This is a genomic window from Loktanella sp. M215, assembly GCF_021735925.1.
In the GTDB taxonomy this organism is placed as follows: domain Bacteria; phylum Pseudomonadota; class Alphaproteobacteria; order Rhodobacterales; family Rhodobacteraceae; genus Loktanella.
In genome coordinates this window covers 2,067,290-2,089,739 of record NZ_WMEA01000001.1, presented here as the reverse complement: position 1 = coordinate 2,089,739, position 22,450 = coordinate 2,067,290, and the positions used below count along the sequence as shown (strand labels likewise).

The following is a 22,450-nucleotide window of genomic DNA, read 5'->3' as shown; positions in this document are numbered from 1 at the left end:
ACCGGGACGATCAGACGATGACGGACGACGCCGCCACCGAAACCATCGACTGGGGTCCGTTCGGTCGCCCCCTGTTCAACGACGAGGCAGCCCAGAGTCTGGGTCGCGTGGGCGTGGTGGACGTGGGATCGAACTCTGTCCGGTTGGTCGTGTTCGACGGCGCGGCGCGCAGTCCCGCCTATTTCTACAACGAAAAGATCATGTGCGCGCTGGGGGCCGGTCTGTCGGAAACCGGCACGCTGAACCCGCAGGGGCGTATCCGTGCGCTGTCCGCAATCAGGCGCTTTGCGGCCCTTGCGCAAGGGATGGGTATCGCGCCCCTGACCGCCGTGGCCACCGCCGCAGTGCGCGAGGCCAGCGACGGGCCCGATTTTCGGGCCGAGGTGGAACGGGAGACCGGCATCAAGCTGTGGGTCATCGACGGTGAGGAAGAGGCGCGGTTGTCGGCGCAGGGCGTGCTGCTGGGCTGGCCCGGCAGTTACGGCATGGTCTGCGATATCGGCGGGTCCAGCATGGAACTGGCCGACCTGTCCGAAGGCCGTGTCGGGCACCGGGTCACGTCACCGCTGGGGCCGCTGAAGCTGCGCGAGGTGAAGGGCGGCAAGAAGGTCCTGAAGGCGCATATCAAGGCCATCGTCGCCGACCTGCACGAAAAGATGGACCACGAGACGGGGATGCGCCTGTTTCTGGTCGGCGGATCGTGGCGGGCGATTGCGCGGGTCGACATGGAACGGCGCGGCTATCCGCTGACCGTGCTGCACGAATACCGCATGACCGCGCGGCGCATCGGGGATACCGCGAAATACATTTCCGCATCCGACCTGCAGGATCTGCGGGCGCGGTGCGGGATTTCCGACAGCCGGATGTCGCTGGTGCCGCTGGCGGTCATGGTGCTGAAGGAACTGGTGCGCACCTTCAAGCCGCGCGACGTGGCCGTGTCGTCCTATGGCATCCGCGAGGGGATGCTGTACGAACAGATGCCGCGCGCTCTGCGCGAGCGTGACCCGCTGATCGAGGCCTGCCGCTTTGCCGAGGCCAAGGACGCCCGCCTGCCCGGCTTTGGCCGGTTGCTGTATGATTTCGTGAAACCGCTGTTTCCGCGTGCCAACTGGCAGCGGCTGCGGATCATCAAGGCCGCCTGCCTGCTGCATGACGTCAGCTGGCGCGCGCACCCGGATTACCGGGCCGAGATCACATTCGACAACGCCACACGCGCGAACCTTGGCGGGCTGAAGCATTCGGAACGGGTGCAGCTGGGGCTGGCGCTAATGAAGCGGTATTCGTCCAAGACGCCGGACGGCCGCTTTGCGCCGCTGTTCGCGATGCTGACGCCGGAGCAAATGAAGGAAGCCGATATCCTTGGCCGTGCCATGCGGTTCGGCGCGATGCTGTGGCTGGATGGCGATACCCCGCCGGGCACCATCAAGTGGAGCGCCAAGGCCAAGCACCTGACGCTGACCCTCGCCGCAGGCGCGCGACCGCTTTACGGCGAGGTCGCGGAGGCCCGGCTGGGCGCGCTGGCGCAGGCGATGGACGCGACTTTTGAAGTGAAGTTCAAAAGCTAGAGGTCGACCTCTGCGTCGTTCTTTTGCGGAACGTAGCGCGGGGCGTCGGGCTTGCGCGGGATGATGATGTCGCCGTTGGGCAGGATCCTGGGCGGCATGTAATTGCTGATGTCGTCGATGTTGGCCATGATGTCGGCCAGGGCCGGGCCCATCTCTTCGCGCAGCATCTTCATCGCGGGGCCGACGTCGTCGGCAAGGTCCTGCAGGTCGCGCAGCGCGGGCGCGGCTTGGGACAGCAGGCCACGGAACAGAAGCTTGGCCCCCTCCTCCATCAAATCGCGGCCGGGGGCCGGGTCCACCTGTTCCTGCGGCGGATCGGTCATCTGCGCCGTGGCGGGCAAGGCCGAGACGGCAATGAGGCTGGCAAGGATGATCTGTTTCATGCCTTATCAGATAGGGTCGCCCTCGCCCCTTGCCAAGGGTGCGGGCAGGTCGATGACGACGGGAAAATGATCCGAGGCCAGCAGCAGCGCGTCCCGGAGTGCGGGATCGTCATAGCAGGCCCGCGTGTCGAAGGGGTGCCAGATCGTCCAGCGCGGGTCGCGCGCGGCCAGATCGGGGCTGACCATGATGTAATCCAGCAGGGCCGAGAGATAGACGTCGTCGTGCCTGAACCGCGCCGTCGCGGGCATCGCGGCGCTGGGTCCGGACAGGGCCAGACGGGCGTGCGGATCGAACAGCGGGATCGCACCGTCCTCGCCCAGCACGATGTCCACACCGGAGCGGCCAAAAAGCGCCTCGAACGCATCAAGACCCGGGCCGTCGTTGAAATCGCCCATCACGAGGAGCGGTCGTTGCAGCGCCAGCACCTGATCGACGCGGGCGCGCAGCCAGGCGCATTGCGCCAGCTGCTTGCGCCTGTTCGCGATGTGGATCTGCGTCATGCGGGCCTGCGAGCCGGTCGCGTGCGCTGCCTTCGATTTCGCGTGGACCCCGATCAGGGACAAGGTGCCATGGCCGGGGGCGGTCACGGTCACCTCCAGCGGGGGTTTCGACCAGCGGACCGCGTCGGGGCGGGCGTCCTGATCCAGATCGATGGTGAATGTGCCGTCGAATTGCGGGGCGGCAGGACTGTCCAGTGGCGTATGGGCGGCGGTGAGCCGGTCGGGGTCGTAAAGAAGTGCGATCTCTTGCTGCGTGTCATTGACAAAGCCGGTCAGCACCGCCCGGGTCCGCAGTCCAAAGCGGTCGGCAAAGGTGGTCAGGGCCGTGACGGTGCTGCGGTGGCGCGCGGTATCCGGCGCCTCGATCACCATGACGGCGTCGGCGTCGAGGCGGGCGAAGACGGTGCCGAGGGCCGCGATCTGCTGGGTGCGCGTGATATTCCAGCGCCCGGACCAGCCGTTGTTGTCCAGCAGCTTGCCCGCATCGTCGAACAGGCTGTTGAACCATTCGACATTCCAGGTTGCCAGCCGCAGGGGCGGGATCACTGGCGCAGGTCCGCGATGTCTTCCCAGGCGCGGTTGATCGCGACGAGGCGCTTTTCCGCGAGCTTCACCGCCTCTTCGGGCACGCCGCGGGCGAGCATCCGGTCGGGGTGGGTGTCGCGCACCTGCTGGCGCCAGGCGGCGCGGATCGTGGCAAGGTCCGCGTCGGGGGCCACGCCCAGCACGCCATAGGGATCGCGGGCGGCATCTGGGACGAACTGCGCGCGGATCCGGGTGAAGCGGCGGTCGTCGAAGCCGAAGATTTCGGCCACGCGGGACAGGAAGGCATCCTCGCTGGGGTGATAGCTGCCGTCGGCGAGGGCGATGTGAAAGAGCCCTTCCATCAGGTCACAGAGCGGCGCGGTATCGTTGCCGAACATGCGCTTGATGCGCGCGGCGTAATCCTCGAACCCCGCGACGTCGGTGCGGGCCATGTTGAACAGGCGCGCGGCGTTGGCCTCTTCCTGCGGGGGGATGTGGAACACCTCGCGGAAGGCTGCGACCTCTGAGCGGGTCACGGTGCCATCGGCCTTGGCCATCTTGGCGCCGAGCGCGATGACGGCGATGGTAAAGGCCACGGACCGGTCGGGGGGCGTGCGCAGCATCTCGAACACTGCGGACAGGCTTTCGCCCGCGCGCAGGGCGGCGATGGCATCGGATATGCGGGTCCAGATCGACATGGGGTGCAGCCTAAAGCATCTTTTGCAGAAGGATAAGGTCGATCCAGCGGTCGTATTTGCGCCCGACCTGCGGCAGATGCGCCACCTGCGCGAACCCGAGGGCAATGTGGAAGGCCACGGCGGCGGGATTTTCCGCGCTGCACCCGGCAAAGAGGCTGTGCAGGCCGCGCCCGCGCGCATGATCGCAGAGCGCCTTCATCAGCGCCCGCCCGGTGCCCTGCCCGCGCGCCTGCGGGCCGAGGATGATGGTGTGTTCGCCCGTGTGCCGGTAGCCGTCGCCGCCGCGGAACTGGGCGTAGGTGGCAAAGCCCAGCAGGGCGTCCGCGTCTGTGGCCACAAGGAAGCCTTGCGCCACCTGCCGGTCGGCGATCATCGACGCGACGTCGGCGTCGGATTTCTGCACCGGGTTGAAGGTGATGGTGGTGTCGCGGATCAGCGGGTTCCAGATCGCCGCGATGGCCGCGGCGTCTGCGGTGGTCGCGGGACGGATCCGGACCGTCACAGGGTCACGCGCCCGTTCGGCGCATCGAGCGTCGCGGTAAAACCTGCTGCGCCCGTTGTGAATGTGACGCGCGGATCCTGGAGGGCGAGGCCGTCCTGCAGCAGTGCGGCCTGCGGATGGCTGACATGCCACTGGATCAGGCGGCAGCCGGATTCGGCAAGCTTCTCGGTAGGATGCTGAGCGTTCTTCGCCCACTGGATCAGGGTCGGCATGGCACCGTCCAGCGGCAGGTGGCCATCAGCCGGGACAGTGATCTGCCAGTGCAGGTCGCCGCGTGTCAGCGGGACGGCGGGACCGGGATCGACGGGCGCTGCGGCAATGGCGGAGTCGAGGTCGTCCGTGCGGCAGATCCAGTTCGCGGGACGCATCGGGCCGATAAAGTGGTCCAGGCCGAACCACGCAGGGCGCCCCGTGGGGGGCGCCTGCGGGTCGAGGGCGATGAGTTCGAGGTAGAGCTCGCCCAGCCCCAGCAACATGTTGTGGGTGCCATAGCGGTCGTGGCGGCCACCGGGCTGCAACGCGACGCCGAGGCGCTGTGACAAGTCGGTGGCGGCTGCGGCCAGATCGGTGCAGGCGATGGCGATGTGATCGAAGGTCAGCATGGGCGGTGTCCGAAGGGTCTGGACCTACAGACACCGCCGGGCGGGACTTGGCAAGCGAGACGGCCATGGGTGACCCCATGGCCGTGCCTCCGGCGGAAGTATTTTTGGCCAGAAGAAGCTCAGGTGCGTGCGTCGCGGATCAGCTTGAGGATATCCTCTGCCGCTTTGGGGATGTTCGTGCCGGGGCCGAAGATCGCCTTGACGCCCGCGTCGGTCAGGAACTTGTAGTCCTGCTGCGGGATCACACCGCCGCAGATCACGAGGATTTCGCCGGCGCCTGCCGCCTCCAGCGCCTTGATCAGCTTGGGGGCCAGCGTCTTGTGACCGGCGGCCTGAGAGCTGATGCCGATGACGTGGACGTCATTGTCGATGGCGTCCTGGGCGGCCTCCTCTGGCGTCTGGAACAGCGGGCCCACGTCGACATCAAAGCCGATGTCGGCGAAGGCGGTGGCGATGACCTTGGCGCCGCGGTCGTGGCCGTCCTGCCCCATCTTGACCACCAGCATGCGCGGACGGCGGCCTTCCTCGGTCGCGAAATCCTCGACCGCTTTCTGGATCGTGGCGAAACCTGCGTCGCCCTCGTAGGCGGCACCGTAGACGCCGGCGAGGGTTTTGACCTCTGCCCGGTGGCGGCCGAAGACCTCTTCCATCGCGGCGCTGATCTCTCCGACGGTGGCGCGCTGGCGGGCGGCCTCGACCGCGGCCTCCAGCAGGTTGCCGCCGTCGCGGGCGCGGCGCGTGATCTCTGACAGGGCCGCGTCACAGGCGGGCTGATCGCGGCCTGCGCGGGTGGTCTTGAGCCGCGCAATCTGGCTGTCGCGGACACCGGCGTTGTCGATGTCGCGGATGTCGATCGGGTCTTCTTTGTCTTTGCGGTACTTGTTGACGCCGACGATGACCTCGGTGCCACGGTCGATGCCGGCCTGACGCTTGGCCGCCGTCTCCTCGATCCGCATCTTCGGCATGCCGGAGGCCACGGCCTTGGTCATGCCGCCCATCTCCTCGACCTCGTCCATCAGCGCCCAGGCCGCTTCGGCGAGGTCGTGGGTCAGTTTCTCGACGTAGTAGCTGCCGGCCAGCGGGTCGATCACGCGTGTGACGCCGGTTTCCTCTTGCAGGATCAGCTGGGTATTGCGCGCGATGCGGGCGGCGAAGTCGCTGGGCAGGGCAATCGCCTCGTCCAGCGCGTTGGTGTGCAGGGACTGGGTGCCGCCCAGCACCGCGCTCATCGCCTCGTAGGCGGTGCGCACGACGTTGTTGTAGGGGTCCTGTTCCTGCAGGGACACGCCGGAGGTCTGGCAGTGGGTGCGAAGCATGGAGGATTTGGAATCCTTGGGCTGGAATTCCTCCATCACGCGGAACCACAGCAGGCGGGCGGCGCGCAGCTTGGCGGCCTCCATGAAGAAGTTCATGCCGATGGCGAAGAAGAAGGACAGGCGGGGGGCGAATGCGTCGACGTCCATGCCCGCCGCAATCGCGGCGCGGACGTATTCGCGCCCGTCGGCCATGGTGTAGGCGAGTTCCTGCACCAGGTTCGCGCCGGCCTCTTGCATGTGGTAACCCGAGATCGAGATCGAGTTGAATTTCGGCATCTCTTTGGCCGTGTATTCAATGATGTCCGAGATGATCCTCATGCTGGGTTCGGGCGGATAGACATAGGTGTTGCGGACCATGAATTCCTTGAGGATGTCGTTCTGGATCGTGCCGGAGAGGACCGCCTTGTCATGGCCCTGCTCCATCCCGGTGACGATGAAGTTGGCGAGGATCGGGATGACCGCGCCGTTCATCGTCATGGAGACCGACACTTTGTCGAGCGGGATGCCGTCGAAGAGGATCTTCATGTCCTCGACCGAATCGATGGCGACCCCGGCCTTGCCGACGTCCCCTTCGACGCGGGGGTGGTCGCTGTCATAGCCGCGGTGCGTCGCGAGGTCGAAGGCGACAGAGACGCCCTGCTGGCCGCCCGCGAGGCCCGCGCGGTAGAAGGCGTTCGATTCCTCGGCCGTGGAGAAGCCCGCGTATTGCCGGATGGTCCAGGGGCGGCCTGCGTACATCGTGGCCTTGACGCCGCGGGTATAGGGCGCCTGCCCCGGAATACCGCCCATGTGCGGCAGGTCGGCCACGTCCTCGGCCGTGTAAAGCGGCTGGACGTCGATGCCTTCCAGCGTGTGCCATGTCAGGTCCGAGAGCGCGCGGCCCCGCAGTTCCTTGGCGGCGATCGTCTTCCAGTCGGCTTTGTCGGTCATCGGTAATCCCCCGTGGTGGTATGGTCCGGCGTCCAGATGTCCCCGACCCGGCGATGGGTGGGTTGCACCTTGATGGCGGTCTGTGCGGTAAAGGTCAAAAGCGGATCGTCCATGGCGCGTAGCGTGGGCGGGTCATCGGCGTAGACCTGCCCCGCAAAGGCGGCGCGGAAGCGTGCGAGCCGCGGCGAAAGGCCGGGAGAGAGCGACGCGCGCCCGAGGTTGCCACGCGGCGTGCCGATCATGTTTTCCTTTGACACCAGAAGCCGCGGACAGCGGCCCGGCATCGACCGGCGGCGGTTCGCGACGCGGCGGGCGGCCTCGGCGTCGGCAGCGCTGTGGCCGGGGGGGCGCGCGCGGTGTGCGAACAGCCCTTCGTGGGTGACGGTGCCGGTCCGGGGCATGTTGCAGCCACAGATCAGGGACGTCCGGTTCTGGTCGAGCTCGGCCTGAAACATGGTCGTCGCACAGCGATGCGCATCGATGTGAAAGAGCGTCTTGACCATGCGCCGCACCCTGCACAGCAGCACAGCACCGGGGATGACGGAGGTCTGGACGGCGCCCATCATGCCAGACGCTCGGGCAAGATCGGGTTAATCATGCTGCGGGCCGGTATGACGCACTTCGCAGGGACGCCCCGGCACCCTATATGGTGTAGCATGATGAAAACATGCATTGCAGGCGCCCTTGTGGCCGTGACGTTGACCGGAACCGCCATGGCACAGACCACCCCGCCGCCCGACCCCTCGCACAGCGCCGAGACCGATGCCGTCGCCCGGTGGGAGGCGGCGCGCACCGTGCCGCTGGATGCGCGCGGCGTGGATCTGGACGCCTTCCAGTGGATCGCGCGCCCGGTGCTGGTGTTCGCGGATTCGCCCAACGATCCGCAGTTCGTGCAGCAGATGGAGCTGCTGGCGGAACGGGCCGAGGAGCTGGCCCTGCGTGATGTCGTCGTGATCTTCGACACGGCCCCCGCCGACCGCAGCGACATCCGACTGCGGGCGCGGCCGCGCGGTTTCATGCTGTCGCTGATCGGCAAGGACGGCCAGATCAAGGCCCGCAAGCCCAGTCCCTGGACCGTGCGGGAGCTGTCGCGGTCGATCGACAAGATGCCGATGCGGCAACAGGAAATGCAGGACCGGCGCGGCGTGGACCAGTGACGCGGCATCATGATCCGCGCCGGCCGGCGGCGTGGCTGATCGCCCACCAAGCCAGCGCCATCAGCATCGCCAGATTGACGACCAGCACCAGCAAGGGGCTGAGGCCGGTGACGGCCAGCACCCGCCCGACCACGTAGAGCAGCGCATAAACCGCAAGGCCACCCAGCACGAAGGTCCGGATCGGTTCGAGCGGAATGCCGGTGGCGCGCACGATCCCCCAGAACGCAACCACGGCGATCATCGGCGCCGTCACCGCGCGGCGCGGCAGCTGCGTGGCATAACTGACCGTGCCGTCCGGGATCATCACCACCAGCGCACCGAATGCCAACAGCACCGAGGCCGCACAGGCCACGGCCCAGATCAGCACAAGGCGGGGTGTTGGGGTCATTCGAATTCCAGAATCACGTCATCCACCGCAAGGCTGTCGCCCACCCCCGCATTCACCTTGGACACGAAGCCGCGCCGTTCCGCGCGCAGGATGTTTTCCATCTTCATCGCCTCGACGGTGCACAGGGTCTGGCCTTCGTGGACCTCGTCACCGACGGCCACGTCGATTTTCACGATCAGGCCCGGCATCGGGCAAAGCAGCAGCTTGGACGTGTCCGCCGGCACCTTTTCCGGCATCAGCCGCGCCAGTTCCGCCTGACGCGGGTTGCGCACATGCACCTTCAGGTCGGCGCCCCGATGGCGCACCTGAAATCCGCCAGAAATCCGCGCGACTTTCAGCACCAGGGGCGATCCGTCCACCTGCAGGCGGGCCAGCGGCTGCCCCGGCGTCCAGTCGCTTTCGACCCGCAGCGTGCGGCCGTCGATCGTCACGGCGGCCCCTGCCCGGTCGGCTGCGATCACCGCATCGAAAGACTGCCCCTGAAGTGCCACGTTCCAGTCCGTGCCGACGACGCGTTCGTGATTGCCCATCCGGCCGCTGATCCGCGTGCGCCGGATTTCCGAGATCCGGTGCATGGCGACCGTCGCCGCAGCAACGCGCAGTAGCGTGTCGTCCGACAGGGCGACACCGTCAAAGCCGTCGGGAAACTCCTCGGCGATGAAGGCGGTCGTCATCGCACCGTCGACGAATTTCGGATGATCCATCACGGCGGCGAGGAACGGCAGGTTGTGACCGATCCCCTCCAGCTCGAACCCGTCGAGGGCCAGCCGCATTTCCGCAATCGCGGTGGCGCGGTCGGGCGCCCAGGTGCAGAGCTTGGCGATCATGGGATCGTAGAACATGCTGATCTCGCCGCCCTCGAAGACGCCGGTGTCGTTGCGCACCGCGCGCGTCGGCGTCGCCTCTTCGACCGGGGGACGGTAGCGGGTCAGACGACCGATGGAGGGCAGGAAGCCGCGATAGGGATCCTCGGCATAAAGGCGCGATTCGATGGCCCAGCCGTTGATCGTCAGATCGCTTTGCCCAAAGGGTAAGGTTTCGCCCGCCGCGACCCGGATCATCTGTTCGACGAGGTCGATGCCGGTGATCAGTTCCGTCACCGGATGTTCGACCTGCAGACGGGTGTTCATTTCAAGGAAATAAAAGTTGCGGTCGCCGTCGACGATGAATTCGACCGTCCCGGCAGAAGTGTAACCCACCGCCTGCGCCAGTGCCACGGACTGCTTGCCCATCGCGGCGCGGGTTTCCTCGTCAAGGAAGGGGCTCGGCGCTTCTTCGATGACCTTCTGGTTGCGGCGCTGGATCGAACATTCACGCTCGTGCAGATAGACGGCGTTGCCGTGCTGGTCCGCCAGCACCTGAATCTCGATATGGCGCGGCTGTGTGACGAACTTTTCGATAAAGATCCGGTCGTCGCCAAAGCTGTTGGCGGCCTCGTTCTTGGACGACTGAAAGCCCTCGCGGACCTCATCCTCTTTCCAGGCGATCCGCATGCCCTTGCCGCCGCCGCCGGCACTGGCCTTGATCATCACCGGATAGCCGATCTGACCGGCGATCTTGATGGCCTCATCCGCATCCGCGATCAGGCCCATATGGCCGGGCACGGTGCTGACGCCCGCCTCCTGCGCCAGCTTCTTGGAGGTGATCTTGTCGCCCATCGCCTCGATCGCCTTGACCGGCGGCCCGATGAAGGCAACGCCAGCGGCCTCCAGCGCCTGCGCGAACTTCGGATTTTCGGACAGAAAGCCATAGCCCGGATGCACGGCCTCGGCGCCCGTCGCCTTGATCGCCTCCATGATACGGTCGATCACGATGTAGGACTGGTTCGCCGGGCTGGGGCCGATGTGGACCGCCTCGTCCGCCATCTTGACGTGCAGCGCGTTGCGGTCGGCGTCGGAATAGACCGCCACGGTCGCAATGCCCATGCGGCGGGCCGTCTTGATGACGCGGCAGGCGATTTCGCCACGGTTGGCAATCAGGATCTTCTTGAACATGGGCGTCAGTCCTTCAAACGAAAAATCGCCGCCGGGGTAACACCCCGACGGCGATCGATTGTCGTGCGTTGCGCCGCAGCGCTGCGCTTAGCGGCGAGTCGGGCGGCAGACGCCGGCGTCGTCACACAGCAGGCCAGCGGCTGCACCGGCCAGCGCCGTGCCGGTCGGATCGGTGCCGAGCGGACCGGAGAGTGCGGCGCCAGCGCCTGCACCGATGAGACCACGCTCCAGATCGGTGTCACCGATGCCGGAACCGGCACATGCGGACAGACCGAGGGCGGCGATGGGGGCCAGGAGCCAGGAAGCTTTGAACATGTTGTCTTGCCTTTGGTTAAGTTTGCGATGGGTGCAAAATCGCTGGTGTCCACGGGCAACTCAAGCCCGATTAGTGATAAAAGGCGCTTTGCCGCCGAAAGGTCCCCGAAAAAATGGGTGTTATCCGATAGCATGCGCTGTGTTGCCCGGCCGACACCGCGCGACACGCTGCAAGGGCCGGTTTGGGCGGTCATGCAAAGATATCCGGAAAGCTGATCCGTGCCCGCGCGACGTCGATCCGCAGAAGCGCGTCATAACTTTCGGGGTCGAAGGGATCCTCTGCCGCCACGACCTCGCGGCCGAACAGCCAGCTCAGCCGGCCGGCGTCCAGATTGCCGCGCACGAAGGTGTCCTCGCCGAAATGAGTCCACAGGGCTTCCATGAAGCCCGCATCGGCGCGCCGGTCGGGCGGCCTGCGGTCGGCATAGCGTTCCCGCTCCACCAGCTTGGTGGCACCGTCCTTGTGACCACGCCGGATGACGAATTGATAATCCGTGCCGGGCAGACGCCCGGGAAAGCCGCGATGCTTTTCCATCATGCGGCCCTCGCCACAGCGTCACCGGTCGGCAGCGACCTCGGGCAGGCCGACACGGGCCTGACCTTTCGATCCGCTGACCGCCACGACCGCCATAAGCGCCACGACGCAAAATACCTTGAGTCCGTTCGACATGTGCCTGATCCGTCTGCCTGATGCAGCCAGCGTTGATCGCCGGTCTGCCATTGTTGCAAGGCGGGTCTGCACCCGCCCCGTGCAACAGTCTTAGCAGGTCCGCTGCATCTGCCCAGCGCCGCTGCGCGCGACAGGTGCGACAGTGGCATCATTGCATCGCCGCTTGGGCGGATCGCCGCCAAAGTGCCATGGATCATCAGAAGTCCTCCCAGACGCAGGTGTCGCGATCCAGACGGAACGGCTGAAAGTACTGGACCACCTGCGAATCATATGTGCCGAAATCGACGGGCTTGTCAGACACCGACAGCACCACATCGCCGGTCGTCCAGCCATGTTCAAGCAGCGCCGGCACGATGACGCTGTCGCAGACGAACTGCAGATCGCCGATCACATCGCCGAACGTCTTGTTCCCGGCCTCGGGCGCGATGGCCGGCACAAGAAACCGGAACCGCGCCACCTGGCTGTCAGCGTCGAGGATCACGTCGTAAAGCGAAATCTCAAGGCCCGACGGGACGGCGATCTGCTGCGCGCCCACGGCACCGGCCCACAGGCATGCGGCGATCAGCGGTCCCGCAAGGCGGCGATAAGTGCATCCTTTGTCATGGTCGAGCGTCCGTCCACGTCCAGCTCCTGCGCGCGGGCGTAAAGGTCGTCCTTCGTCCAGTCCTCGTAGGGCTGTGCCTTGCCGCCCTTTTCGCTCGGGTGCTGGTCCGGTGACGCCTGCGCATTGGCAATCCGCGCTGCCTTCTGCTTGGACGCGCCCTGCTCCAGCAGGGCTTCGTAGGTCGCGTCGTCCTTGATGCTCGGTCCGTGATCCTTGGTCATCGCGCTCTCCTTTCGGGTGCAACGACAAAACAAACGAACGGGTTCCCGTCCTCGCTTTTTTCAAAATACTCCGGGGGGAGTCCGCATCTTGCGGACGGAGGGCTGGCCCCCCTGCCTCACAGCGGGATGTTGTCATGCTTCTTCCACGGATTCTGCAACGACTTGCCACGCAGGGACGCGAAGGCGCGACAGACCCGTCGCCGGGTCGAGCGGGGCATGATGACCTCGTCGATGAACCCCTTGGAGGCCGCGACGAAAGGATTGGCGAAACGGTCCTCGTATTCCTTGGTGCGCTCCGCGATCTCCTCGGTACTGCGGCCGCGATAGATGATCTCGGTCGCGCCCTTGGCGCCCATCACGGCGATTTCCGCCGTGGGCCAAGCATAGTTGAAATCGCCGCGCAGGTGCTTGGACGCCATCACGTCATAGGCGCCGCCGTAGGCCTTGCGGGTGATGACCGTGACCTTGGGCACCGTCGCCTCGCCGTAGGCGAACAGCAGCTTGGCGCCGTGCTTGATGACGCCGCCGTATTCCTGTGATGTGCCCGGCAAAAAGCCCGGCACATCGACCAGCGTCAGGATCGGGATCTCGAAGGCATCGCAGAACCGGACGAAGCGGGCGGCCTTGCGGCTGCTGTCGATGTCCAGACACCCGGCCAACACCATCGGCTGGTTGGCAACGACGCCGACGGTCGATCCTTCCAGACGGATGAACCCGGTCAGGATGTTCTTGGCGAAATCGGCCTGCAGCTCGTGAAAGTCGCCCTCGTCCGCCAGCTTGAGGATCAGTTCCTTCATGTCGTAAGGCGCGTTGGCGTTGTCGGGGATCAGCGTGTCGAGGCTTTCGTCCAGACGGTTCACGTCATCGAAGAAGGGCCGCGTCGGCACGGTCTTGCGGTTGTTCAGCGGCAGAAAGTCGAACAGGCGGCGGCATTCGGCGATCGCCTCGACGTCGTTGTCAAAGGCGGCATCGGCCACGCTCGACTTTTTCGTATGGGTGGAGGCGCCGCCGAGTTCCTCGGCGGTGACGACCTCGTTCGTGACGGTCTTGACCACGTCGGGCCCGGTTACGAACATGTAGGATGTGTCGCGCACCATGAAGATGAAGTCGGTCATGGCGGGCGAATAGACCGCACCGCCCGCGCAGGGCCCCATGATCAGGCTGATCTGCGGCACCACGCCAGAGGCCATGATGTTGCGCTGGAACACCTCGGCGTAGCCTGCCAGCGAGGCCACGCCTTCCTGAATGCGCGCGCCGCCGGAATCGTTGATCCCGATGACCGGCGCGCCGTTTTGCAGCGCCATGTCCATGATCTTGCAGATCTTCTGCGCGTGGGTTTCCGACAGCGACCCGCCAAAGACGGTGAAGTCCTGGCTGAAGACATAGACCATGCGCCCGTTGATCGTGCCCCAGCCGGTCACGACGCCGTCGCCCATCGGGGTGCTGTCCTGCATGCCGAAGTCGATGGCGCGGTGGGTGACGAAGGCGTCGAATTCCTCGAAGCTGCCCTGATCCAGCAGCAGGTCGATCCGCTCGCGCGCGGTCAGCTTGCCTTTGGCGTGCTGCGCGTCGATGCGGGCCTGTCCGCCCCCCAGATGGGATTCGGCCCGGCGGGCCGCCAAAGCGTCCAGATGATCCTTCATGGTGTGCCCCCCGCAGCATTCGCCTTAATGTCGCACGACCATAGGTGCCGTCGCCCAGCAGGTGAAGCCCAAAGCGCGAAAACGGACGCCGCGTTGTCAACAAATTTCCATCCGTCATGGCCTGCGGATGTCTGGACTTGCGGCCCGCGACGCCTGCGGGTCGATCCGGCGCAAGCCGCAACGGATCTGGGGATCAGCGGCGGGCGGCGCGCCAGCCGGCGGCACGGGCCTCTGCCTCGGTGCAGAACCAGCGTTCGCCGCGGGCGGTGCTGATGCGGGTGGCGGCGTAGTTTTCCTGCCCGGGCATGTGATAGATGTGGCCGCCCCCGCTGATGTTGCCCTTGATCTGACAGCTGCCGGTTGCCGCCGGTGCCGCCTTGCGCGCGGCGCGGTAATCGGCGGGGTTCTGCATCTGCGCCGCCCACAGGCCGCGCCCACCGGCCTGCGCCGCCGCCTCGTCTGCCACGTAATCGGTGCTGTAGCGTTGGTAGGCTCTGGCCATCCCTGCGGCGACCATGCCGCGACCGCTGTCCTGCCCGCGCGCGGTGCAGCGGGCCACGGTGCGCCCGTAACGGTCGGTGTCGCGCGGCGCGCAGGTCACCGGTTGCCCTGCGATCAGGCTGCGCAGCGCCGTCGTGGCTGCCGCCCCGCAGGCGAGCGTGACACCCGCGGCGCTGCGGCAGGTCTGCGCCGCTTCTGGCGCGTCGATGCCGTGCAGGCGGATCCGCGTCTCTCCGATCTGGAGGGTATCGCCGTCGATGACCCGCGCCGGCCCCGAGAGGTCGGCGCGGGCTGCCAAGGCACAGAACAGTAAACAAATGGTTAAAAGGATTCGCATGATCCCAAGCTAGGGACGAGACGTGGCAAGGACAGGGCAGACGTGCTGCCCTGTTCATTGCATTTTCTTCAAATCAGCGCTGTCTGGTTTGCCAGTCGGGATGAATCCACGGCTGTTCATTGGCCGCAGGTAGGGGATCGCGACCCAGAATGTGGTCCGCCGCCTTTTCGCCGACCATGATCGAAGGCGCGTTCAGGTTGCCGTTGGTGATGCGCGGAAAGATCGAACTGTCGGCCACCCGCAGGCCGTCGACCCCGATGACACGGCACTGGGCATCGACAACGGCGAGGGGATCGTCCGCCGCCCCCATCCGGCAGGTGCCGCAAGGGTGATAGGCGCTTTCGGCGTGTTCACGGATGAAATCATCAAGCTCCGCGTCGGACTGGACGGCGGCACCCGGCTGGATCTCGTGACCGCGGAAGGGGGTGAAGGCCTCTTGCGCGAATATCTCTCGGGTCAGGCGGATGCAGGCGCGGAAATCCTCCCAATCCTGCGGGTCGGACATGTAGTTGAAGCGGATCAACGGATCGGCGGCGGGGTCGGCGCTGGCGAGCGTGACGCTACCGCGCGAGGGCGAGCGCATCGGGCCGACGTGGGCCTGAAAGCCGTGGCCTTCGGCGGCGACCTTGCCGTCGTAGCGGATCGCCAGCGGCAGGAAGTGGAACTGGATATCGGGATACTCGACCCCGGCGCGCGACCGCACGAAGCCCGCACTTTCGAATTGATTCGAGGTGCCGAGGCCGCGCTTGCCCAGCAGCCATTGCGCGCCGATCAGCATCTTCCAGAAAAGCTTCCAGTAGGTGAATAGCGTCACCGGCTGGGTCGCGGCCTGTTGCAGGTAAAGCTCCAGATGGTCCTGCAGGTTCTGCCCGACGCCCGCACGGTCGGCGACGAGCGGGATGCCATGTTCCGCCAGATGTGCCGCGGGGCCGATGCCGGAGAGCATCAGCAGTTTCGGCGAGTTGATGGCGGAGGCGGCGATGATGACTTCGACGTTTGCGTCGATGATTTCGGTCACGCCGCGGCGCTTGACCTCGACCCCCGTGGCGCGGCCGTCCTTGATGATGACGCGCCGGGCAAAGGCGCGGGTGACGCGGGCGTGGCCGGTCTTCTGCGCGGGGCGCAGATAGGCGTTGGCGGCGGACCAGCGGCGGCCGTGATAGATGGTGGCGTCGAACGGGCCGAAGCCTTCCTGCTGCTGGCCGTTGTAGTCGTCGGTCGCGGGATAGCCCGCCTGCTGGCCCGCCTCGACGAAGGCCTTGACCAGCGGGTTGCGGCGCGGCCCGCGGGAGACGTGCAGCGGCCCGTCGGTGCCGCGCCAGTCCGGATCGCCGCCGTGGATGCCCGCGTGCCAGTGTTCCATCCGCTTGTAGTAGGGCAGCACGTCCGCATAGGCCCAGCCCTGCGCGCCCATCTCGGCCCAGGTGTCGAAGTCGCGGGCGTGGCCGCGCACGTAGACCATGCCGTTGATCGAGGACGATCCGCCGATCACCTTGCCACGCGGCGTGGCGAGGGTGCGGTTGCCCAGATGCGGTTCCGGCTGGGTGCGGAAACCCCAGTCGTAGGTCTTCATGTTCATCGGATAGGACAGCGCCGCGGGCATCTGGATGAAAGGCCCCGCGTCGGACCCGCCGTGTTCGATGATCAGCACATCCTTGCCCGCCTCGGCCAGCCGGTAGGCAATGGCGCAGCCAGCGCTGCCAGCGCCGATGATGACGTAGTCGGCCTTCATCAGAACGGTGCCTCGACCGGGTTCATGGCGACATAGACGCCCTTGATCTGAGTGTAGAACTCGATGGCGGCCTTGCTGTTCTCGCGGCCGACGCCGGACATCTTGGACCCGCCGAAGGGCGCCTCGACGGGGGCAAGGTTGTGGGTGTTGACGTAGCAGGTGCCGGCCTCGAACCCTGCCGCCATGCGGTGGGCGCGTGTCAGGTCCTTGGTGAACACGCTGGCCGCGAGGCCGTAGGGCGTGGCATTGGCGCGGCGCAGGGCCTCTTCTTCGGTGTCAAACGTGAGGACCGACATGACGGGGCCAAAGATTTCGTCCGTCGCCAGCGCCATGTCGTCGGTCACGTCGGCAAAGACGGTCGGGTCGATGAAGAAACCGTCCCGGTCCGGGCGCGTGCCGCCGTGGACCAGACGCGCGCCGGCGGCGATGCCTTTCGCGATGCAGGCCTCGACCAGATCGCGCTGACGAGCACTTACCATGGGGCCGAAGTTCGTGGCCATGTCCATCGGGTCGCCCATCACCACATGGGCGAGGCGTTCGGTCAGGCGCTTGAGGAAGGCATCGACCAGCCCGCGCTGCACGAAGACCCGCGTGCCGTTGGAACAGACCTGCCCGGTGGAATAGAAATTGCCGAGGATCGCGCCGGAGACGGCGTCTTCGAGGTCCGCATCGTCGAAGACGACCTGCGGGGACTTGCCGCCGAGTTCCATCGTGACGTTGCGCAGACCTGCGGCGGCGGCGGCATAGACCTTCTGCCCCGTCGGCACGGAGCCCGTCAGCGAGACCTTGGCCACGCGCGGATCGGTGATCAGCGACGCGCCCACGGCCCCCATCCCCTGCACCACGTTGTAGACGCCCGGCGGTGCGCCGGCTTCGGTCAGGATCTCGGCCACCTTGAGCGCGCAGAGCGGCGTCGTCTCTGACGGCTTGAAGACCATGGTGTTGCCGCAGGCGAGTGCGGGCGCGCCCTTCCAGCAGGCGATCTGGGTGGGATAGTTCCACGCACCGATGCCGACGCAGACGCCCAAGGGTTCGCGCCGAGTATAGACGAAGTCGCCGCCCGCGAGCGGGATGTGTTCGCCGGTGATCGTGGCGGCCATGCCGCCGAAGTATTCGAGCGCGTCGGCGCCGGAGGTTGCGTCGGCCACGGTGGTTTCGGACAAGGGCTTGCCGGTGTCATAGCTTTCCAGCACCGAGAGGTCGTGATTGCGGTCGCGCATGATGTCGGCGGCGCGGCGCAGGATGCGGCCGCGTTCGGTGCCGGTCATTGCGGCCCATGCGGCCTGCGCGTCCTTGGCCGACTGGAGCGCGCGGTCGATGATCGCGGGGGTGGCGGCGTGCACACGGGCGATGACCTTGCCCGTGTAGGGATAGATCACGTCGATCGGATCACCTGCGGTGTCTTCGACGTATTCGCCGCCGATGAAATGACTGGCGGTGGGTTGCGTGGTGGTCATGGGAGCCTCCGGCGGGAGTATTTCAGGAAAAAGCAAGGTTCGTGCGGCGACGGGTCTTGCGTCAGCGCCTGTCTTTGAGGGTGTTCAGCAACGACAGGACCTGGACCACCGCATCGAGCTTTGGGACGGCCAGCGCGCGGCGGATGTAGAGGCCGTCGATCAGTGCGGCGACCAGGTCAGCGCAGGCCACGGGGTCGGCCACCTGACCGCGCAGGGCGTGGGTGAGGTTGGATCGCAAGCGGCGCTGGTAGAGTGTCAGAAGGCGCTGCGCCTGCGGGTTGGTCTGGGCCTGCACGTAGAAGGTCATCCAGGCACTGATCGTGGCGGGATCGAAACAGGAGGGCGCGAAGCTGGCGGTGACGATGGCGGCGGCGCGGTCGTCGGAGTCCTGCAGGGCGCGCAGGACCTCTGCCCGGTAGTCGGTCAGGATCTGGCGCATGGCGGCGACGAAGATCTGGTCCTTGCCGCCGAAATAATGGTGCGCAAGGGCCGATGACATGCCCGCACGCTTTGCAATGCGGCTGACGCTGATGTCCAGCGTGCCGGCATCGCCCACCTCGGCAATTGTGGCTTTCACCAGGGCGGCGCGGCGTATAGGTTCCATCCCAAGCTTGGGCATTGCACTCATTTCCTTGTTGCAATGTCCGTCTAGACCATTTTTGATTGACTGATCAATCAAGAAAAACCGACCGGGAGACGACGATGACCTTCAAGAGTACCCTTTCCGTACTGGCCCTTGTGGCCGCGACCCCTGCACTGGCGCAGGACGATTGCAGCAGCGTGACATTTGCCGACGTGGGCTGGACCGATATCACGGCCACGACCGCCGCGACCTCCGTCATCCTTGATGCGCTGGGCTACGAGACCGACACGAAGCTGCTGAGCGTGCCTGTCACGTACATCAGCCTCGCCGAGGGCGACGTCGACGTGTTCCTTGGCAACTGGATGCCGACGATGGAGGCGGATATCGCCCCCTACCGCGACGCGGGCACCGTGGATACCGTGCGCACGAACCTGACGGGAGCGAAGTACACGCTGGCCGTGAACAAGGTCGCTGCCGACATGGGGATCAAGACCTTTGCCGATATCGCGACCCATGCGGATGCACTGGACGACGAGATCTATGGCATCGAGCCCGGCAACGACGGCAACCGCCTGATCCTCGACATGGTGCAGGCCGATGCCTTTGGCCTGAAGGATTTCAAGGTCGTTGAATCCTCTGAACAGGGCATGCTGGCGCAGGTCGAACGGTCGAACGGCCGCGACACGCCGATCGTCTTCCTGGGCTGGGAGCCGCACCCGATGAACGCCAAGTTCGACATGACCTACCTGGAAGGGGGGGACGACTGGTTCGGGCCGAACCTGGGCGGGGCCGAGGTGCTGACGAATACGACTGCGGGCTATGTCGCGGCCTGCCCGAACGTCGGCAAGCTGCTGGAAAACCTGTCGTTCACGCTGCCGATGGAAAACGAGATCATGGGCGCGATCCTGAACGACAACGCGGACCCCGAAGCCGCCGCCACGACCTGGCTGGCCGCCAACCCCGATGTCTGGGGTGCCTGGCTTGACGGTGTGACGACGCTGGATGGCGGCGACGCCATGGCCGCCGTCACGGACACGCTGTCCAGCTGATCCCCTTCAGGCGCGGGCCGTCCGGCCCGCGTCACGACGTACGAAAGGCGCGCCCATGGACTGGCTGACGAACACGAAAATACCCGTGGGCCTGTGGGCGCGGGCCATCTTCGACTGGATCAACGCGCATTTCGGTGGCGTCATCGACAGTCTGGCGCAATTCATCGAGAACACCTTCGAGTTCATCGTCGATGCGCTCTTGCTGCCCCCGCCGCTGGCAGCTGTACTTGTCCTGACGGCGCTGGGGTGGCTGTTGCAGCGGCGCTGGCAATCGGCGGCGCTGATCTTCTTCGGGTTCCTGTTCGTCATCAACCAGGGCTACTGGGAAGAGACGATGCAGACCCTGACGCTGGTGGTCCTGGCCTGTGCGGCCTGTATGGGGATCGGCGTGCCTGTCGGCATCGCCGGGGCGCATAACCCACGTTTCTATCAATCCATCGTGCCGGTGCTGGACCTGATGCAGACGCTGCCGACCTTCGTCTATCTGATCCCGACCATCGTGCTGTTCGGGATCGGCATCGTGCCGGGGCTGGTCGCCACCGTAATCTTCGTGCTGCCGGCGCCGATCCGGCTGACCTACCTCGGGATCTCGTCCACACCGACGGCACTGGTCGAGGCGGCACAGGCCTTTGGCGCGACGAAGCGCCAGCTGCTTTGGAAAGTGGAACTGCCGTCGGCCCTGCCGCAGATCATGGCGGGCCTCAACCAGGCGATCATGCTGTCGCTGTCGATGGTGGTCATCGCGGGTCTGGTCGGGGCAGACGGGTTGGGCGTGCCGGTGGTGCGGGCGCTGAACACGGTCAACACGGCGCTTGGGTTCGAGAGCGGGTTCATCATCGTCATCGTGGCGATCATGCTGGACCGCACGCTGCGGGTGCGCCGGAAATGAGTGCGGTGGAGTTCGACAACGTCTCGATCGTGTTCGGGGATACACCGGAGAGCGCCCTGCCCCTGATGGACAAGGGGATGACGCGGCCCGAGATCCGCAAGGCTTGCGGTCAGGTGCTGGGTGTTCATGACTGTTCGCTGACCGTCGAGGAAGGCGAGATCCTCGTGCTGATGGGCCTGTCCGGGTCCGGCAAATCGACCCTGCTGCGGGCGGTCAACGGGCTGAACCCCGTCGCGCGTGGCGAGGTGCGGGTCAGGACGCGCGACGGCATGCGGTCCGTGACGCAGGCCGACAGTAAGACGCTGCGCAAGCTGCGGCTGCACGACGTCGCCATGGTGTTTCAACAGTTTGGCTTGCTGCCCTGGCGCAGCGTGCGCGACAACGTGGGGCTGGGTCTGGAACTGGGCGGGCAATCGGCCACGCAGCGCCGCGCAAGGGTGGACGAAGAGCTGAAACTGGTTGGTCTGGCCGATCGGGCCGATGCGCTGGTCGGAGAATTGTCGGGCGGGATGCAGCAGCGCGTGGGGCTGGCGCGGGCCTTTACCACCGATGCGCCGATCCTGCTGATGGACGAACCCTTCAGCGCCCTCGATCCGTTGATCCGCACGCGGTTGCAGGACGAACTGCTGGACCTGCAAAAGGAACGTGGCCGGACCATCGTCTTTGTCAGTCACGATCTGGATGAGGCGTTCAAGATCGGCAACCGCATCGCGATCATGGAAGGCGGGCGCATCGTGCAGGTCGGCACGCCGCGCGACATTTTCACCAATCCGGCCAATGACTACGTGGCGGAGTTCGTAGCCCACATGAACCCGCTGGGGGTGCTGACGGCGCGTGACGTGATGATTGCAGGCGCGGGATCGGACGGCCGCGTCGATGCGGAAACGCCGGTGCAGGCCATCATCGACCGGATCGCGCCGGGCGAGTCGCTGTTGGTGATGGAGGGTGACACGGCGATCGGACAGATCACACAAGCGTCGCTGCTGGCGCGGTTGGGCGGTAGCCACAAGCCCACCGTCGGCTGAGGCAACCGGTTTATGCCGAAACTCCGGAAGCTCCGGGGTTTCGGCAAGAAGCGAGCTTCAGCTCGCGGCGTAGGCGGCCATGACCTCGTCGGAGGCTTCGACGTTCGTCGTCACGTTCTGCACGTCGTCGTCGTCCTCCAGCGTCTCGACCAGCTTCATCAGCTTGGTCAGACCCTCGAGGTCCATCTCGGTCTGCATGTTGGGCAGCCAGATCAGCTTGGTGCTTTCCGCTTCGCCCAGGGCCTCTTCCAAGGCGGTCGAAACTTCGTTCAGATCGGTGGGGGCGCAGTAGACGACGTGGTTGTCGCCGTCGGACTGCACGTCCTCGGCGCCCGCCTCGAGTGCGGCCATCATCACCGTATCCTCGTCACCGACGGAGGCCGGATAGACGATCTGGCCCTTGCGGTCGAACATGAAGCCGACGCTGCCCGTCTCGCCCAGATTGCCGCCGTTCTTGGTGAAGGTCGAGCGGACGTTGGACGCGGTGCGGTTGCGGTTGTCAGTCATCGCCTCGACGATGACCGCCACGCCGTTGGGGCCGTAGCCTTCGTAGCGGATCTCGTCATAGCTTTCCGCGTCGCCGCCGACCGCCTTGTTGATGGCGCGCTCGATCACTTCCTTGGGGACAGAGTTCTGCTTGGCTTCCTTTACGGCAAGGCGCAGGCGCGGGTTCTTGTCCACATCGGGATCGCCCATCTTGGCGGCGACGGTGATTTCCTTGCTCATCTTGGAAAACAGCTTGGCGCGCAGCTTGTCCTGACGCCCCTTGCGGTGCTGGATGTTCGCCCATTTGGAATGCCCGGCCATGGCGCGTGCCCCTTCTTGATCTGTCGGTGATTGCGCGCTGCTATAGCGCAGGCAAC

Annotated in this window: 24 protein-coding genes; 5 read left to right on the top strand and 19 right to left on the bottom strand. The window is 65.9% G+C overall.

The window, feature by feature from the left end:
- Positions 1-17 precede the first annotated feature (17 nt).
- The gene (locus tag GLR48_RS10235; protein WP_237061161.1) at positions 18-1,565 is read left to right on the top strand and encodes a Ppx/GppA family phosphatase; all 1,548 of its coding nucleotides are present in this window, start codon (positions 18-20) and stop codon (positions 1,563-1,565) included.
- Here the strand turns inward: GLR48_RS10235 and GLR48_RS10230 are convergent.
- From GLR48_RS10230 to GLR48_RS10200, 7 genes are all read right to left on the bottom strand, one after another.
- A complete protein-coding gene (locus GLR48_RS10230; RefSeq protein ID WP_237061160.1) occupies positions 1,562-1,948 on the bottom strand; it encodes a hypothetical protein in 387 nt (128 codons plus the stop codon). The genes GLR48_RS10235 and GLR48_RS10230 overlap by 4 nt on opposite strands.
- A gap of 6 nt (positions 1,949-1,954) precedes the next feature.
- Positions 1,955-2,983 carry an endonuclease/exonuclease/phosphatase family protein gene (locus GLR48_RS10225; protein WP_237064508.1) on the bottom strand — a complete coding sequence of 343 codons (1,029 nt, stop codon included), beginning with the start codon at positions 2,981-2,983 and terminating at the stop codon, positions 1,955-1,957.
- A gap of 8 nt (positions 2,984-2,991) precedes the next feature.
- Positions 2,992-3,672, bottom strand: a complete 681-nt coding sequence (locus tag GLR48_RS10220; RefSeq protein ID WP_237061159.1) for a molecular chaperone DjiA — start codon at positions 3,670-3,672, stop codon at positions 2,992-2,994.
- Positions 3,673-3,682: 10 nt separating this feature from the next.
- Positions 3,683-4,174, bottom strand: coding sequence for a GNAT family N-acetyltransferase (locus GLR48_RS10215; RefSeq protein WP_237061158.1), 492 nt, complete (start codon positions 4,172-4,174; stop codon positions 3,683-3,685).
- The gene (locus GLR48_RS10210) at positions 4,171-4,776 is read right to left on the bottom strand and encodes a VOC family protein (protein WP_237061157.1); all 606 of its coding nucleotides are present in this window, start codon (positions 4,774-4,776) and stop codon (positions 4,171-4,173) included. The genes GLR48_RS10215 and GLR48_RS10210 overlap by 4 nt, the downstream gene beginning before the upstream one ends.
- Before the next feature lie 119 nt (positions 4,777-4,895).
- Entirely contained in the window at positions 4,896-7,022 is a 2,127-nt protein-coding gene (gene scpA / locus GLR48_RS10205) for a methylmalonyl-CoA mutase (protein WP_237061156.1), read from the bottom strand.
- The gene (locus GLR48_RS10200; RefSeq protein WP_237061155.1) at positions 7,019-7,588 is read right to left on the bottom strand and encodes a hypothetical protein; all 570 of its coding nucleotides are present in this window, start codon (positions 7,586-7,588) and stop codon (positions 7,019-7,021) included. Before GLR48_RS10200 ends, scpA begins: the two co-directional genes overlap by 4 nt.
- A gap of 147 nt (positions 7,589-7,735) precedes the next feature.
- Between GLR48_RS10200 and GLR48_RS10195 the strand changes: the two genes are divergently transcribed.
- Positions 7,736-8,179, top strand: coding sequence for a DUF4174 domain-containing protein (locus tag GLR48_RS10195; protein WP_237061154.1), 444 nt, complete (start codon positions 7,736-7,738; stop codon positions 8,177-8,179).
- A 7-nt stretch (positions 8,180-8,186) separates the two neighbouring features.
- Here the strand turns inward: GLR48_RS10195 and GLR48_RS10190 are convergent, their stop codons facing one another.
- The 11 genes from GLR48_RS10190 to betI all read right to left on the bottom strand — a co-directional run bounded on the left by GLR48_RS10190 (position 8,187) and on the right by betI (position 18,660).
- Positions 8,187-8,567 carry a hypothetical protein gene (locus GLR48_RS10190; protein WP_237061153.1) on the bottom strand — a complete coding sequence of 127 codons (381 nt, stop codon included), beginning with the start codon at positions 8,565-8,567 and terminating at the stop codon, positions 8,187-8,189.
- Positions 8,564-10,561, bottom strand: a complete 1,998-nt coding sequence (locus GLR48_RS10185) for an acetyl-CoA carboxylase biotin carboxylase subunit (protein WP_237061152.1) — start codon at positions 10,559-10,561, stop codon at positions 8,564-8,566. Before GLR48_RS10185 ends, GLR48_RS10190 begins: the two co-directional genes overlap by 4 nt.
- A gap of 87 nt (positions 10,562-10,648) precedes the next feature.
- Positions 10,649-10,876, bottom strand: a complete 228-nt coding sequence (locus tag GLR48_RS10180) for a hypothetical protein (RefSeq protein ID WP_237061151.1) — start codon at positions 10,874-10,876, stop codon at positions 10,649-10,651.
- A gap of 190 nt (positions 10,877-11,066) precedes the next feature.
- Positions 11,067-11,411: a hypothetical protein gene (locus GLR48_RS10175; protein WP_237061150.1), complete on the bottom strand. Its 345-nt coding sequence runs from the start codon at positions 11,409-11,411 to the stop codon at positions 11,067-11,069.
- Between the two features lie 331 nt (positions 11,412-11,742).
- Positions 11,743-12,081 (bottom strand): DUF6497 family protein, encoded by a 339-nt coding sequence (locus tag GLR48_RS10170; protein WP_237061149.1) that lies wholly within the window; start codon positions 12,079-12,081, stop codon positions 11,743-11,745.
- A gap of 26 nt (positions 12,082-12,107) precedes the next feature.
- Positions 12,108-12,371 carry a DUF7218 family protein gene (locus GLR48_RS10165; protein WP_237061148.1) on the bottom strand — a complete coding sequence of 88 codons (264 nt, stop codon included), beginning with the start codon at positions 12,369-12,371 and terminating at the stop codon, positions 12,108-12,110.
- Positions 12,372-12,487: 116 nt separating this feature from the next.
- Positions 12,488-14,014, bottom strand: coding sequence for an acyl-CoA carboxylase subunit beta (locus GLR48_RS10160; protein ID WP_237061147.1), 1,527 nt, complete (start codon positions 14,012-14,014; stop codon positions 12,488-12,490).
- Positions 14,015-14,207: 193 nt separating this feature from the next.
- Positions 14,208-14,813: a thermonuclease family protein gene (locus GLR48_RS10155; protein ID WP_237061146.1), complete on the bottom strand. Its 606-nt coding sequence runs from the start codon at positions 14,811-14,813 to the stop codon at positions 14,208-14,210.
- Positions 14,814-14,925: 112 nt separating this feature from the next.
- Positions 14,926-16,584, bottom strand: a complete 1,659-nt coding sequence (betA, locus tag GLR48_RS10150; protein ID WP_237061145.1) for a choline dehydrogenase — start codon at positions 16,582-16,584, stop codon at positions 14,926-14,928.
- On the bottom strand, positions 16,584-18,041 hold the full coding sequence (gene betB, locus GLR48_RS10145) for a betaine-aldehyde dehydrogenase (RefSeq protein ID WP_237061144.1): 1,458 nt from the start codon (positions 18,039-18,041) through the stop codon (positions 16,584-16,586). Before betB ends, betA begins: the two co-directional genes overlap by 1 nt.
- A gap of 61 nt (positions 18,042-18,102) precedes the next feature.
- A complete protein-coding gene (gene betI / locus GLR48_RS10140; protein ID WP_237061143.1) occupies positions 18,103-18,660 on the bottom strand; it encodes a transcriptional regulator BetI in 558 nt (185 codons plus the stop codon).
- A gap of 83 nt (positions 18,661-18,743) precedes the next feature.
- On the opposite strand from betI, the gene choX reads away from it, so the two are divergent.
- From choX to choV, 3 genes are read left to right on the top strand one after another with little or no spacing between them, the layout of a single operon-like run.
- Entirely contained in the window at positions 18,744-19,673 is a 930-nt protein-coding gene (gene choX / locus GLR48_RS10135) for a choline ABC transporter substrate-binding protein (protein ID WP_237061142.1), read from the top strand.
- A 55-nt stretch (positions 19,674-19,728) separates the two neighbouring features.
- On the top strand, positions 19,729-20,562 hold the full coding sequence (gene choW / locus GLR48_RS10130; RefSeq protein WP_237061141.1) for a choline ABC transporter permease subunit: 834 nt from the start codon (positions 19,729-19,731) through the stop codon (positions 20,560-20,562).
- Positions 20,559-21,587, top strand: a complete 1,029-nt coding sequence (gene choV / locus GLR48_RS10125; protein WP_237061140.1) for a choline ABC transporter ATP-binding protein — start codon at positions 20,559-20,561, stop codon at positions 21,585-21,587. The genes choW and choV overlap by 4 nt, the downstream gene beginning before the upstream one ends.
- A gap of 57 nt (positions 21,588-21,644) precedes the next feature.
- On the opposite strand, the gene GLR48_RS10120 is transcribed toward choV, so the two are convergent.
- Positions 21,645-22,394, bottom strand: a complete 750-nt coding sequence (locus GLR48_RS10120; RefSeq protein ID WP_237061139.1) for a YebC/PmpR family DNA-binding transcriptional regulator — start codon at positions 22,392-22,394, stop codon at positions 21,645-21,647.
- Between the last annotated feature and the right edge of the window lie 56 nt (positions 22,395-22,450).

What these genes read in the sequence shown, in the direction of transcription:
- GLR48_RS10235 (WP_237061161.1), top strand. Translation starts at nt 18, where the DNA reads ATGACGGACGACGCCGCCACCGAAACCATCGACTGGGGTCCGTTCGGT.
- GLR48_RS10230 (WP_237061160.1), bottom strand. Translation starts at nt 1,948, where the DNA reads ATGAAACAGATCATCCTTGCCAGCCTCATTGCCGTCTCGGCCTTGCCC.
- GLR48_RS10220 (WP_237061159.1), bottom strand. Translation starts at nt 3,672, where the DNA reads ATGTCGATCTGGACCCGCATATCCGATGCCATCGCCGCCCTGCGCGCG.
- GLR48_RS10210 (WP_237061157.1), bottom strand. Translation starts at nt 4,776, where the DNA reads ATGCTGACCTTCGATCACATCGCCATCGCCTGCACCGATCTGGCCGCA.
- scpA (WP_237061156.1), bottom strand. Translation starts at nt 7,022, where the DNA reads ATGACCGACAAAGCCGACTGGAAGACGATCGCCGCCAAGGAACTGCGG.
- GLR48_RS10200 (WP_237061155.1), bottom strand. Translation starts at nt 7,588, where the DNA reads ATGATGGGCGCCGTCCAGACCTCCGTCATCCCCGGTGCTGTGCTGCTG.
- GLR48_RS10195 (WP_237061154.1), top strand. Translation starts at nt 7,736, where the DNA reads ATGGCACAGACCACCCCGCCGCCCGACCCCTCGCACAGCGCCGAGACC.
- GLR48_RS10190 (WP_237061153.1), bottom strand. Translation starts at nt 8,567, where the DNA reads ATGACCCCAACACCCCGCCTTGTGCTGATCTGGGCCGTGGCCTGTGCG.
- GLR48_RS10185 (WP_237061152.1), bottom strand. Translation starts at nt 10,561, where the DNA reads ATGTTCAAGAAGATCCTGATTGCCAACCGTGGCGAAATCGCCTGCCGC.
- GLR48_RS10180 (WP_237061151.1), bottom strand. Translation starts at nt 10,876, where the DNA reads ATGTTCAAAGCTTCCTGGCTCCTGGCCCCCATCGCCGCCCTCGGTCTG.
- GLR48_RS10175 (WP_237061150.1), bottom strand. Translation starts at nt 11,411, where the DNA reads ATGGAAAAGCATCGCGGCTTTCCCGGGCGTCTGCCCGGCACGGATTAT.
- GLR48_RS10165 (WP_237061148.1), bottom strand. Translation starts at nt 12,371, where the DNA reads ATGACCAAGGATCACGGACCGAGCATCAAGGACGACGCGACCTACGAA.
- GLR48_RS10160 (WP_237061147.1), bottom strand. Translation starts at nt 14,014, where the DNA reads ATGAAGGATCATCTGGACGCTTTGGCGGCCCGCCGGGCCGAATCCCAT.
- betA (WP_237061145.1), bottom strand. Translation starts at nt 16,584, where the DNA reads ATGAAGGCCGACTACGTCATCATCGGCGCTGGCAGCGCTGGCTGCGCC.
- betB (WP_237061144.1), bottom strand. Translation starts at nt 18,041, where the DNA reads ATGACCACCACGCAACCCACCGCCAGTCATTTCATCGGCGGCGAATAC.
- betI (WP_237061143.1), bottom strand. Translation starts at nt 18,660, where the DNA reads ATGCCCAAGCTTGGGATGGAACCTATACGCCGCGCCGCCCTGGTGAAA.
- choX (WP_237061142.1), top strand. Translation starts at nt 18,744, where the DNA reads ATGACCTTCAAGAGTACCCTTTCCGTACTGGCCCTTGTGGCCGCGACC.
- choW (WP_237061141.1), top strand. Translation starts at nt 19,729, where the DNA reads ATGGACTGGCTGACGAACACGAAAATACCCGTGGGCCTGTGGGCGCGG.
- choV (WP_237061140.1), top strand. Translation starts at nt 20,559, where the DNA reads ATGAGTGCGGTGGAGTTCGACAACGTCTCGATCGTGTTCGGGGATACA.
- GLR48_RS10120 (WP_237061139.1), bottom strand. Translation starts at nt 22,394, where the DNA reads ATGGCCGGGCATTCCAAATGGGCGAACATCCAGCACCGCAAGGGGCGT.